9 protein-coding genes are annotated in these 13,233 nt (G+C 52.9%); 2 read left to right on the top strand and 7 right to left on the bottom strand.

The window, feature by feature from the left end; genetic code table 11:
* Positions 1-92 precede the first annotated feature (92 nt).
* The 7 genes from QOS46_RS10005 to QOS46_RS09975 form a co-directional block, all read right to left on the bottom strand.
* The gene (locus QOS46_RS10005) at positions 93-1,706 is read right to left on the bottom strand and encodes a xylulokinase (protein ID WP_283609371.1); all 1,614 of its coding nucleotides are present in this window, start codon (positions 1,704-1,706) and stop codon (positions 93-95) included.
* A gap of 84 nt (positions 1,707-1,790) precedes the next feature.
* A complete protein-coding gene (locus QOS46_RS10000; protein ID WP_283609370.1) occupies positions 1,791-2,804 on the bottom strand; it encodes an ABC transporter permease subunit in 1,014 nt (337 codons plus the stop codon).
* Positions 2,801-3,889 (bottom strand): ABC transporter permease, encoded by a 1,089-nt coding sequence (locus QOS46_RS09995; RefSeq protein ID WP_283609369.1) that lies wholly within the window; start codon positions 3,887-3,889, stop codon positions 2,801-2,803. The genes QOS46_RS10000 and QOS46_RS09995 overlap by 4 nt, the downstream gene beginning before the upstream one ends.
* Entirely contained in the window at positions 3,879-5,408 is a 1,530-nt protein-coding gene (locus tag QOS46_RS09990) for a sugar ABC transporter ATP-binding protein (RefSeq protein ID WP_283609368.1), read from the bottom strand. Before QOS46_RS09990 ends, QOS46_RS09995 begins: the two co-directional genes overlap by 11 nt.
* A 119-nt stretch (positions 5,409-5,527) precedes the next feature.
* Positions 5,528-6,553, bottom strand: a complete 1,026-nt coding sequence (locus tag QOS46_RS09985) for an ABC transporter substrate-binding protein (protein WP_283609366.1) — start codon at positions 6,551-6,553, stop codon at positions 5,528-5,530.
* A gap of 175 nt (positions 6,554-6,728) precedes the next feature.
* The gene (locus QOS46_RS09980; protein ID WP_283609364.1) at positions 6,729-8,165 is read right to left on the bottom strand and encodes a sensor histidine kinase; all 1,437 of its coding nucleotides are present in this window, start codon (positions 8,163-8,165) and stop codon (positions 6,729-6,731) included.
* A complete protein-coding gene (locus QOS46_RS09975) occupies positions 8,120-9,775 on the bottom strand; it encodes a response regulator transcription factor (protein WP_283609362.1) in 1,656 nt (551 codons plus the stop codon). Before QOS46_RS09975 ends, QOS46_RS09980 begins: the two co-directional genes overlap by 46 nt.
* 725 nt (positions 9,776-10,500) lie before the next feature.
* Here QOS46_RS09975 and QOS46_RS09970 point away from each other — a divergent pair.
* Together QOS46_RS09970 and QOS46_RS09965 are read left to right on the top strand one after the other, a co-directional pair.
* Positions 10,501-12,105, top strand: coding sequence for an ABC transporter substrate-binding protein (locus QOS46_RS09970; RefSeq protein ID WP_283609361.1), 1,605 nt, complete (start codon positions 10,501-10,503; stop codon positions 12,103-12,105).
* Between the two features lie 168 nt (positions 12,106-12,273).
* Entirely contained in the window at positions 12,274-13,218 is a 945-nt protein-coding gene (locus tag QOS46_RS09965; RefSeq protein WP_283609360.1) for an ABC transporter permease, read from the top strand.
* The last annotated feature ends 15 nt before the right edge of the window (positions 13,219-13,233 follow it).

The raw sequence follows: 13,233 nt of genomic DNA, 5'->3' as shown, positions 1-13,233 counted from the left end.
CAGATTGCGATTACTGATCTTTTCTAAAAATAGTAATTCCTGCTTGCTCTCTTTCTCCAGCCGCGGCGGGGAAAGTGTGATATTGCAAATTGTTATTTCAGGTGCTGTACCGCAGCACGCTCAATCGCAAGACCCTCGCGGTAACGTTTCATAAATGCCGTAAAGCCCGCTTCGTCCTCCGGGTTTGGGCGGATGCTCTCGCTTTCAATGGAGGCAAACACCTGCCTTGCAAGGTAGTCCTTCAGCGGTTGGCCGTCCCGCTTTTCCCTCAGGTACGCGGCGAGAAGCGCGATACCCCAGGCGCCGCCTTCCCCGGCGGTTTCCATCACCGCTACGGGTGTGTGCAGGGCAGAGGCCATCAGCGCCTGCCCGACGCCTTTTGTTTTAAACAGGCCGCCGTGCCCCAGCAGAGTGGTGACGCTTACCCGCTCGGCGGTCAGTAAGTCCATGCCGATTTTCAGCGTGGCAACGGTCGAGTACAGCAGGGTGCGGGCAAAGTTAGCATACGTCAGCTCGCTGCCCGGCGTGCGCACAAACAGCGGGCGGCCCTCCTCCAGGCCGGTGATCGGTTCGCCGGAATAGTAATTGTACGACAGCAGCCCGGCACAGTCCGGCGCACCTTTGAGTGCCTCGTAGTAAAACGCGTCGTACAGCTCGGGCTTACTTTTCTGAATGCCCAGCGCCATCAGCGCTTGCGAAAGAACGCGAACCCACGCGTCCAGGTCGGACGTACAGCTGTTGCAATGCACCATTGCCGTCGGTTTACCGGAAGGGGTGGTGACCATGTCTATTTCGGGGTACACGCGCGACAGCGGGCGCTCCAGGACGATCATGGCGAAGATGGAGGTTCCGGCGGAGATATTGCCGGTTTTTTCCGCCACGCTGTTGGTGGCCGTCATCCCGGTTCCCGCGTCGCCCTCCGGTGGGCAAAGGGGGATGCCGGGCAAAAGCCGGCCACTCGGGTCAAGCATCCGGGCACCCTCGGGAGTGAGTGTTCCCGCGGGCTCCCCGGCCCTCAGCACACGGGGGAGCAGACTGCGCAGCGGCTGTGAAAAGCCGTTTTTTGCCGCGAGCGCTTCAAACTGACGGATTCGCCCGTCATCGTAATCTCCGGTTTCACTGTTGATGGGGAATACACCGGAGGCATCGCCAACGCCCAGAACCTGCTCTCCGGTCAATCTCCAGTGAACGTAGCCCGCCAGCGTGGTGAGAAAATTGATGCTGTTGACATGGGGCTCCCGGTTCAGCATCGCCTGATAGAGATGGGCAATACTCCACCGCTGCGGGATATTAAACTGAAATTCTTCCGTTAAAAGTGCGGCGGCCTGCTCAGTGATTACGTTGCGCCATGTGCGGAACGGTACCAGCTGTTCACCGTATTCGTCAAAGGCCAGGTAGCCGTGCATCATGGCCGAAATGCCGAGCGCGCCGGTGGTGGTCAGCGGAACACCGTACCGCTCCAGCACTTGCGCCGAAAGGCCAGAAAAGCTGGTTTGCAGCCCCTGCCACACGTCGTCCAGATGATATGACCAGACGCCGTTTTCGAACCGGTTCTGCCAGTCGAACCCGCCGGATGCCAGCGGGGCGTAATCCGGCCCGATCAGAACCGCCTTGATGCGTGTGGAGCCAAGCTCAATACCAAGCGTCGTGTTCCCCTCGGCGATCCAACGCTGTGAGGAACATTCTGCGGAGAAAATCTGTTTCATAGGGTTGCCTCCTCAGGTGCAAGGTCGTGTGCCCGCTGTATGAGGGATTAACGGGCAGGGCACAGGTCTGCATGAAATTCAGTGCTATACATTTTTTTTCTTGCGCGAGAAGATGATGCTTTGCAAAACTATGAAGAAGCAAAGCAGTGACGACAGGGCGATGCGAACCCACCAGCTGGATAGCGTGCCCTGTGTTGTAATCAGGCTCGAGATAGTGCCCTTAATCAGCACGCCAAACAGGGTGCCCACGGGGTTGCCCACGCCACCCGAAAGCAGCGTGCCGCCAATGACGGAGGCGGAGATGGCGTCCATCTCAAGGCCCTTGGCCTGCTCGACGAATCCGGCGCAGCTGTTGAGAGTGAAGAGAAAGCCGCCGAGTCCCACGAGAAAACCGTTGAGCAAATAGGCCTGGAATTTCGTGCGCCGCACGTTCAGACCCATCATGAGGGAGCTTTGCTGGCTGCCGCCGATGGCATAGAGCCTGCGACCAAATTTGGTGTATTTCAGCGCCACGGCAATCACAATCAGCGCTGCGAGCGCGATAATTACGGTGGGGTAGATGTACGCGGGCTGAAAAATGCCGCGCTTGTTGTGTGTGCCGATGGGCAGGTAGATTTTATAGTTGGCCCATGCGAGGAACGTTTCGTTTTTAATTGAGATCATCTGCTTGCTGATCACCGCCGTCATGCCGCGGCCAAAGAACAGGCCCGCCAGTGTGACGATGAACGGCTGGATGTCGAGATAGGAAATCAAATATCCCTGCACCAGGCCAAACCCGAGACCGATCAGCAGAGAGGCGATAAGCGCGGTGTGGGCGCTGGCCCCGGCGATTTCCATCAGGTATGCGGAGGCCATGGCCACGAGCGCCGTGACCGAGCCAACCGAAATATCGATTCCGCCTGTGATCATCACGAGCGTAAGCCCTAACGAAATCACGATCAGGCCCGCGTTCGAGATAAACAGGTTCAGGAACATCTGCGGCTTTGCAAAGCCGGCGTCGGCAAAAGCGACCATTCCCGCCGCGTACATCAGTGCAAACAGCCCGATGGTGACAAACAGCAGAAAGCCGGTGTCGTTTAAATGGAGTTTCTTTCTCATGAGGCAGTCCCCTCCTTTCGGTTCGCGGCCGCGTAGGAACGCAGCTTCGCCTGAAAGGCGTAAAACTTCCGCTGGAATACGGGGCTTTGGAGTACCACGATGAGAATGACGACGATGGCCTTATATACCGGCAGCTGGTCGGAAGAAATCTTCATGGCGTACAGCGTGGTAGTCAGCGCCTGAATCGTGTAGGCGCCGATCACGGAGCCCATCAGGCTGAATTTGCCGCCTGAGAGAAGGTTACCGCCCAGAGCGACCGCCAGAATGGCATCCATTTCCAGGTTGAGGCCAATGTTGTTCGCGTCGGCGGAGTAGATGCGGCTCGACGCCACAAATCCGGCCACACCGGACAACAAGCCGCAGATTACATAAGCGATGAATTTAATGCGGGTAGAATTCAGGCCGACAATGCGCGCCGCGCTGCTGTTGATGCCCACGCTCTCGATATACAGGCCGAGCGTGGTAAACTTCAGCACCAGCGCCACCAAAATCACGGTGCCTGCGGCAAAGAAAATCGGCGTGGGAATCGGGCAGCCGGGGATGTATCCGCCGGGGATTTTATACGCATCCACGCGGATATAGGTGATCTGCCCGCGCGTGACGAGCTGGGCAATGCCGCGCCCGGCGGTAAACAGAATCAGAGTGGCTACCATGGGCTGAATGTTCAGCCGTGCCACCAAAATACCGTTAAATGCGCCGCACAGCATGGAGGCAAGAAGGGCTGCGGCAATCGCCAGAATCAGCGGGTTGTGGAACGTGCTGGTGGAAACCTCGCCGCCCGAAAGAATCTGGCAGCAGACGCCCGCCGCCACCGCCATCACGGCACCGACGCTGATGTCCTGCCCGCCCGAGGCCGCCGTAACGAGGGTCATGCCGATGGCCAGAATGACAAGCTCGGAAGCCCTGTTGATGACATCGATTACATAGCCGTACAAAACGCCGCCGTTGACGGACACCTCGAAGAAATTTGGCGTTTTAATCACATTGGTGAGAAGCACAATAATCAGAAACACAATGGGTAAAAACAGGTGGTGGCCGGTGACGCTGCGCAGCAGTTCAGAGCCCGATTTTCGCTTACTGTTCATTGGCCGATTCCCCCCCTGCGATGGTGTGCATGATTTTATCCTGTGTCAGGTCACTGCCGGTCAGCTCGCCAACCTTTTCGCGGTCGCGCATGACAATCATACGCGAACAGGTGCGCAGCATTTCTTCAATTTCTGATGAAATAAACGTGATGCTCATTCCCTGGTCAGCCAGCTGCAGCATCAGCTTCTGAATTTCTGTCTTGGTGCCGATGTCGATACCGCGCGTCGGCTCATCCAGTATCAGAAATTCAGGGTTCGTCAGCAGCCACCGTCCGATGATCACCTTTTGCTGGTTGCCGCCCGAAAGGCTTTTCATCGGCGTTTCGCGGCTGGCGGTTTTAATCTGGAGGAGCTGGATGTACTTGTCGGCAAAATCCTCCATTTCTTTGCGGCTCATGGGGTGGAACATGCCCTTTTTGGTTTGAAGGGCGATGATGATGTTCTCACGCACCGAAAGATCGGCGAAAAGGCCGTCGTGTTTTCTGTCTTCAGGCAGATACCCCATGCCATGCATCATGGCCTGAAGCGGCGTATCGATTTTGACGGGCTTGCCCCTAAGCTTCAGGGTGCCGCCGTCGGGCTTGTCGGCCCCATACAGAGTGCGTACCAGCTCGCTGCGGCCCGAGCCCAAAAGCCCGGTAAACCCGACTACCTCACCCGGGTAGCAGAACAGATTGAAAGGCTTTACGTGCCCGTGGCTGAACAAACCCTCCGCCTCCAGCAGAGGAGCCTGTTCACGGGGATCTTTCTCCATTTCCTTCATGGATTTAATCTGGGCCAGATCGTCAAAATCCTTCCCCATCATTTTAGCCACAAGCTGCAGCCGCGGCAGCTCGGCCGTGAGAAATTCACCTACCAGCTCGCCGTTGCGCAGCACCGTAATCCGGTCACATACGGCATACACCTGCTCCAGAAAATGGGTGACAAAAATGATTCCCACACCCTGCTCTTTCAGCCGCCGCATCAGCTCAAACAGCTTTTCAACCTCGTCGTCGTCCAGCGACGAGGTCGGCTCATCCAAAATGAGAACCTTACACTGCATATCCACCGCGCGCGCAATTGCGATCATCTGCTGCACCGCAATGGAGCAGTCACTCAGCTGGCGGGTTGGTTCCACTTCAATATCCAAATGTTCCAGCAGCTCACCGGAGCGCCGGTTCATTTCTTTCCAGTCGATCAGTCCCATTCTGCGCGGTTCCCGGTCGATGAACAGGTTTTCCGCCACAGTCAGGTTCGGGCACAGGTTGATTTCCTGATAAACAGTGCTGATTCCCCGGCGCTGTGCCTCCTGCGGGGAACGAATCGCAGCCGGCTCCTGCCCTTCGAGGCGAACCTCTCCGCAGTCCATGGGGTACACGCCGGTCAGCACTTTGATGAGGGTGGATTTTCCCGCGCCGTTTTCGCCCATCAGGGCGTGAATTTCACTCTTTCGCAAAGTAAAGTCCACATTTTGGAGAGCCCTTACTCCCGGGAACAGCTTTGTAATTCCGCGCATTTTCAAAACGATGTTTTCTTCCATGGGTCGCCACCTGCTTTCGGAATATGAGGGGATAAAAAGTGTAGCGCGGAGCCCCGGAACATTATCCGGATGCTCCGCACCACACAGGAACATATCTTTGTTAGGAACGGGGAGCGTGATTAATACGCGCGTGCGTCGATTGTAGCCTGCGTGATGGTGTTGGCGTCAAACGCAGTTTCATCTACGTAAGCAAGTTTCTGCGGAGTCTTGCCTGCTTTCAAATCTTTGATGATTGATTCCACACGGGGGCCATGCAACGGGTTGCATTCTACGTTATAGTTAATTTTGCCCTTGAGCGTTGCTTCGAGTCCGGCTTTGGTGGAGTCAAAGGAGATCACAGTGATGTCGCCGCCCTTACCGGCTTTTTTACCGGCTGCTTCGATTGCGTCGATTGCGCCGAATGCCATGTTGTCGTTCTCACAATAAACCACATCGATCTTGTCATTCTGCTTCAAGATGCTCTCCATGACTTCCTGCCCCTTGGCCTGGGTGAATTCACCGGTCTGCTGTGCAGCCAGCTTCCAGCCCGAGTTTGCTTTTACGCCGGCCTTCAGGCCTTCGGTACGGCCAATCTGTGCGGAGGAACCGATGGTGCCCTGCAGGTGAACAATATTGAGCTCTTTTTTGTCTTTGAGGTTCTCCTGCATCCACTTTACGGCGGTATCGCCTTCCTTGCGGAAGTCGGAGCCGACCCAGCAGGTGAACAGGCTGTCGTCAGAAACGTCGATCATACGGTCCACAATGATGACCGGGATGCCGGCATCCTTTGCTTCCTTCAGAACGGTGTCCCAGCCGGTTTCGGTAACGGGAGCCAGAACAATGTAATCGACTTCCTGCTGAATGAAGTTGCGGATTGCGGTGATCTGATTTTCCTGCTTTTGCTGTGCATCATCAAAAATCAGCTTGTAGCCGTTGGCCTCGGTAAAGGTTTCTTTCATTGAGGCGGTGTTGGCCGTGCGCCAGTCGGATTCGGCGCCCACCTGCGAGAAGCCGACCACGGTCAGCTTACTGGAATCCCCTCCGGTGGCTTTGCTTTCCGTTGGAGCAGCCGTGGCGGCCGTAGAGCTGTTGGCTGTTGAGCCGCTGCAGGCAGCAAAGCTCATGGCCATCGCCATGGCCAGAAGAACAGATAAAAACTTTTTCATACATTTTCTCCTCCCAAATTGTTTTGAAAAAGAACAAAAACCGGAATGGCTGTTTCCCTGTTGCCGTTATTTGAATTATACTCGGCAGCAAAATGGAAAACCATGGATATTTTTATTCGTTTTGTTCTACTTTTTTGGTTTTGCCATCTGATTTTTAGAAAAGTTGATTTTTTTCTTATACAAGTTGATTCTGTTTCGGGATTCGCACGAAAACCGTTGTCCCCACACCTTTTTCACTTTGGAAGCTTAGGCCGTACGCTTCGCCGCAGTAAAGCTGCAGGCGCTGCTGCACGTTTGATAGCCCGAACCCCTTCGAGCGGTTTTCCTGAATGCGGCTTTGCAGCGCGTCGAGCTGTTCTTCCGACATGCCGATTCCGTTATCCTCCACACGAATCACGATGTCGTTGCCGTCCTCGCGCCCGCGGATGACGATTTTGCCCCGGGAGCGCTTGTGCTTGATGCCGTGGTAGATGGCGTTTTCCACTAGGGGCTGGAGCGTGAGCTTCGGGATGGCATACGGGAACAGGGACTCGGGCAGGTCAATCTCATAATCCATAATGTCGCTGTACCGAATCTGCTGGATTTCGAGGTAGCTGCGAATCTGCTTCTGCTCGGTTTCAATATTGATGACATCCTTTCCCTTGCTCAGGGAATTGCGGAACAGGCTCGACAAGCTGGTTACCATCTGGATGACCTCCCGGTTGCGTTGTGTTTCTGCCAACCAGACAATCGAATCAAACGTGTTGTATAAAAAGTGGGGGTTGATTTGCGCCTGAAGCAGCTCCAGTTCCGTGCGGCGCAGCGTCATCTGCTCGTTTTTAATGCGGATCAGCAGCGACTGAATGCGTTCTGCCATTTCGTTAAAGCCCTCGTCGAGCATCTTGATTTCAATGCTCCTTGTCTGTATCGGTTCTACATGGAATTCCCCGTCGCCAAGGCACCGGGCCTTTTCGCAAAGCTGGTCGATGGGGTCTGTGATACGCCGGGCAAAGCGCAGAGAAGACAGAACGATCATAAAAACGATTGCGATAGAAAATGCGATGGTAATCAGAATGGCGGTAAAAACGCGCGTGTTGATCTCCTGCTGCAGCCGCGACAAAAGCTGTATTTCATTGTAAATATAATCGTGCATGTACCGCTCGATCAGAGCGGTAATGATGTAAATATTATTTTCGAGCTGATCCATGCGGTCGTTGTAGCCTTTTGTGTTGGAAATGGCCACCATGCACTCCTCGAGCCGCTTGCACAGGTTCAGCATGGAGTTCAGTCGCCACCGGTCGTCAGATTGCGTGGTGGTTTCCATCAGGCGCTGCAGAATTTTTTTGGCTTCCTCTACATCCTTCAGTGGCAGCTCCTGCTTCTGGCTGGGGCCAACGACATAGTAATACATTTCGAGATCCAGCTTTTTCTTAAATTCATTGTTGAATTCGGCGGCGGTGTTGGCGTTTTGCAAAGATTCCTTGTACTCCTGATTAAAAAACAGAAGCATGCCGAATAGGATGGCAATTACGCAGAGAAACCCCAGCACTACGCCTGCCAAAAGCCGTTTGAGCTGGCTTTTCAGGCTTACCGGCTGCCGGTGGTCGGAACGTCTGAATCCGGCGAGAAGCATGATTTCTCCCCCTTTCCGTTTCGGTAGTCGCGCGGGGACTGCCCGTTGACCTTTTTAAACAGAAAGCTGAAATAATGAGGGTCGTTGTACCCGATTGTCCGCGCAATCTCGCTGCTGCTTTTCCCGGTGCAGCGCAGCAGCTCTCTCGCCTTTTTCATACGGCTTTCCGTCAGGTACTCCACAAAGGTTTTTCCGGTCTGCTGGCTGAAAATCGTGCTGAAATGCGTGGCGCTCACGTTGGCCACCCGGGCCACCATGTTCAGACCGATTTCGGGGTCGGAATAATGTTCGTCTATGTAATCCAGCACTTTCAACATTGTTTCGCGGTACCGGTCGGTGACTACGCTGTCGCGGTAGCGGATGGTTTCGCGGAACAGCTCCGCTACGTAGCTCTGCATATTGGCGAGTGAGGAGATCGCTGTCTCCAGCTTTTGCTGGAGCTGCGGAAAGCGGGTGGGGGAGAGCCCCTCCTGCCCCAGGCTGTCCCAGAAGGCGCTGGCGGTGAACTGAATGTTCAGCAGCACGTAATGGCGGAACAGCGTAGAATTGAGCCCGGTGGAGCCGAAGCTGTTGAAATAATCCTCCGTAAAGGCATCGGCGTCCTCCAGAACACCGTTCGTCAGAAATTTGCGGATAATCTGTTGATCCATTTTGCTGGCGTCCAGCTCGTTGGGGTTAAAATCCAGCACGGATTCTGGCTGGGAGTGCGCTTCCGTGCCGGCCGGAGAGGGCAAAAGTGTTCGATACAGCTTCTTTCGGGCCAGGTGGTAGCATTCGGGGATGCTGCTCAGCCGGGGTACCGGTTCTCCCGTTACAACTGTCCACCGGGGTGCTTGCTCTGCCGAACGGCAAATCTGCTCGAGTGCAGATGCACAGCGGAGGGTGGCTTCTGCAATCCCGTCGCCGTCCGCCTTGATCAGAAAGGCGGTCATTTCAATGCCCGCGCCGAACGGGATAATATCGGACTCTTCCGAAAAGATTTGTTCAATCTGCTCCTGAATATTGGCGGAGCAGGCCGTATAGTTGCTGTGCAGCAGATCCTCCTCCAGCGTCAGCAGCACCAGATTGTACGTCATGGCCGAAAGGTTGATCCCGATTTTTTCCGCCCGTTCCAGAATCTGCGGAATTGACGTTTTCCCCGAAACGAGCAGGTCAAACAGGGAGCGGCGCGACGAGGAAAGGTACTCCTGTACCTCCTTGCTGAACTGCGCGTGGTACTGTTCGGACTGCATGATTTTATCCTTTTTCTTTTTCAGCTCTTGCAGCACCTCCACCAGCTGATCCTTGGAAAGTGGCTTGAGCAGGTACTGGCTGACGCCGATTTCAATTGCCTTTTTGGCGTAATTAAAATCATCGTATCCGCTTAGGATGATGATCAGTGTGTCAGGCAGTTCTTTTTTGATCAAGCGGCTTAAGGAAAGACCGTCCAGAAAGGGCATGCGGATGTCCGTAATTACGATGTCGGGCTTTTCCTTTTGAATCAGCGGCCAGGCCAGCTCGCCGTCGGCCGCCTCTCCCACAAATTTAAAGCCGTATTCCTCCCATTCCACTAAGCGTTTGATTCCTTCACGAATCAACTGTTCGTCCTCTACCAGAAAAACGCGATACATCTACTCATCCCCCTAAATACGTTATATTGCCGGTATACGCCCCGGGTGGCTTTACATTCAAAGCATTTCACACGCCATTTATTTGCTCCGCAGCAAAAAAATCAAAATAAAAAATTATAATTTCCGTTTTATGGCAATTCTTTTGTTTATAATATACAATAATAATCAGAACAAGTAAATGTATTGATTGTAAAATAACAGATTGATTTTTTGGAAGCGATGTGATAAAGACAAAAAAATTAGAGGATGAGCTTTCAAATAGAAAAATCAACTGCACAAAACAGAAAAACGAAATTGATTCCCTAGAAAGAGGTTTTTTGTAGTAATTTGTTATTCTGTTAAAATCAACTAGATATTCATATTGTTTCAAAGCAAGCATTTGTGCAAGTTTTAAAAGTGAAAAATTCTTTTTAAAATTTGTGAAAACTTACCTTAGTTTTTCAAAATGCGAATAAAATATAGAGCTGTTATCTATATTTGAAGAAAAAACTCTCTGCTATGAGCGGGCTTTTGCAAAGAAAAAGTAGAGAAATATGATTTTAAAGCTTTGGCAACTTGCAGAATGCGCTTTCGTCCTATTGACAAATCTTTTTTGTCGGACGTATAATTCAAAACAACATTCCAAATACACGTTAACCGGCTTGCAATGGGGCATGCGAATTTTTTATAATTCGTGTGCCCTTTTTGTTATAAAGTAATTGAAACATTTGTTAGGAGGGTACCACATGAAATCGAAAAAGTTGAAACGATTCCTTGCTTTGGTGCTGGCGGCGGCCATGTCGCTGACAGCCTGTTCCGGGTCTTCCGGAACACAAAGCTCCACCGATTCCGGCAGTGCATCGGCCCCGGAAAATGCAAAATACAAGGAAACGCTGCACATTGCGGTAACACAGCAGGCCCCATCTTTGGATTTGCATAAGAACAGCTCCCTGATTGCAAGACAGATTTGTGATGGTACCGTTTGGGAAAAGCTGGTTACGCTGAATTCCAAGGCGGAAGCGGTACCGGAGTTAGCAGAAAAATATGAAGCGACAAACGAGGGTAAAACGCTTACCTTTGTACTGAGAAAGGGCGTTAAATTCCATGACGGCAGCGAAATGAAGGCCGACGATGTGGTGGCCTCCATGAACCGCTGGATTGAGGGCTTCAGCTCCGCCGGTACAATGGTTGGCGACGCACGGTTTGTTAAGGTGGATGATTACACCGTTAAAATCGACGGCAAATCCTCGCTGATCCTGCTGCCCGCTATGATTGCGGGCGCTGCGCAGCCGGCCTCCATTACAACAGCCGCCGCGTGCAAGAATGAAGACTCCAACGGCTTCCTGAAAGACTACATCGGCACCGGTCCCTACAAGTTTTCCGAGTGGAAGCAGGATCAGTACATTAAGCTGGAGCGTTTCGACGACTATGCTGCCTATGGCACAAAGGGCACGGAAGTGGACGGCTGGAGCGGCTACAAGGCGGCTCCCACCAAGGTGCTCGAATTTGATCTGGTTGCGGATCAGGCCACAGAGTCCGCCGGTTTGGAAGCCGGGCAGTACGATGTTGCGTTTAACGTTGCCTACGATGATTTCTCTCGCTTACAGAGCAATTCGAATCTGACCACAGTCAGCTCGCAGATGGGTACCATCGCACTGATTCCGAACCACAAGCAGGGGATTGCCTCTAAGCAGTATTTCCGTACCGCAGTCAATACCGCTCTCGATTACGACGAGCTTCTGACAGCTTCTTTCGGCAAGGCTTACGAGCTTGGTTCCTCTTATATGGACGCCGGTCAGCCGTTCTGGTCTTCTGACGCCGGGAAGGAAAACTACAACCTGAAAGACCCCGAGAAGGCCAAGAAGATTCTTGCGGATAACGGCTATAAGGGGGAAACCTTCACCATTCTGGTCGCTACCCTGAACAAAATGGATAACATGGGCATTGCAATCAAATCGCAGCTCGAAAAGATCGGTATCCCCGTGAAGCTCACCGTTGTTGACTGGGCTACTTTGACGGAATACCGCAAAGATCCCACAAAGTTTGATATGTATATCACCTCCTTCGCAGAGGTTCCGGTACCGTCGCTCAAGCTGTACTTTGGCGCGAAGTATCCCGGCTGGTCTACCGATGAAAAGCTGTCGAAGCTGTTTAAAGAAATGACCTCCGCTCCCACGCTGGAAGAGGCAAAAGCAAAGTGGACTGAGCTGCAGGGGTATTCCTGGGAGTATCTGCCGATCATTTGCCCCGGCCACTACATGGGCATGTTCGCATGGCAGAAAAATGTGACCGGCATCAATATGTACAGCGGCGGACCCAAATTCTGGAACGCCGGTATCATCGAGTCTTAAGTCGGATATTTTTACGGGAGTCTAAAACAGAATCTATTCGCTTTTCTAAAGCCTTATGAGGAATTTGAGCGTTTCTTCCCCCACCGCAGGCGGGGGAAGAAACGAAAGGACTAATGAATAGTAGAATGATTTCATTTTTAGAATCCTTTGGTTGTGGGGGGAAAGCTGATGCAGAAATTCATTGTTAGGAGACTGCTGTCTGTTATACCAGTTTTATTCGTGGTGTCGGTGGTCATTTTCACATTGCTGAAAATGGTGCCCGGCAGCCCGGCAGCCGCCATGCTGGGAGATTTGGCCACAGCGGACGACGTTGCGAAGCTGGAAGCAAAAATGGGTTTGGATCGTCCGGTGGTGGAACAGTATTTTATCTGGATTGGAAATATGTTCCATGGTGATTTCGGAGTCAGCACGGCAGGAGGGGAATCGGTTTTATCCATGGTGATCAGCCATGTGAAACCTACCATTTCTCTTGCGCTGTACGCACTGGTGATTGCCAGCGTAATCGCGATTCCGATGGGAATGCTGGCGGCCAGGAACAAGGGAACAGGGATAGATCACGGTGTTACGGTTCTGTCTTTGGCGGGGATTTCGCTGCCCAGCTTTTTGTTCGGCCTGTTCCTGATGCTTATTTTTGCCGTGAAGCTGCATTTTTTCCCGGTTTCCGGGTATGTGGAACTCAGCCGGGGGCTGTGGCCTCACATTCAATCGCTGACGCTGCCGGCAATTGCCCTTGGGTTTATGAACGCGGCACTGATGATGCGCATGACCCGCTCCGCGATGCTGGAGGTTCTGGGCAGCGACTACATTAAAATGGCCAAGGCCAAGGGCGTGCGGAATTTTGTCATCATCGCAAAGCATGCTCTCAGAAACTCATTGGTTACGATCATAACGATGATCGGCCAGAGCGCGGTTCAGATGCTGGCCGGCGCGGCGGTTATTGAAAGCCTGTTTTCCATCCCCGGACTGGGGCAGCTAATGGTCAATTCCATCGGCCGGCGCGACTATTACGTGATTCAGGCGATTGTTCTTTTAATCGCGTTGTTCAATGTATTCATCAATATGCTGGTAGATCTGCTGTACGGCGTGGCGGACCCCAGAGTCCGAGCAACCTGAGGGGAGGGTGAATGA

Source organism: Faecalispora anaeroviscerum, from assembly GCF_947568225.1.
In the GTDB taxonomy this organism is placed as follows: Bacteria; Bacillota; Clostridia; order Oscillospirales; family Acutalibacteraceae; genus Faecalispora; species Faecalispora anaeroviscerum.
Note: the sequence above shows the minus strand (reverse complement) of the source record. Positions and strands in the feature narration are given on the sequence as shown.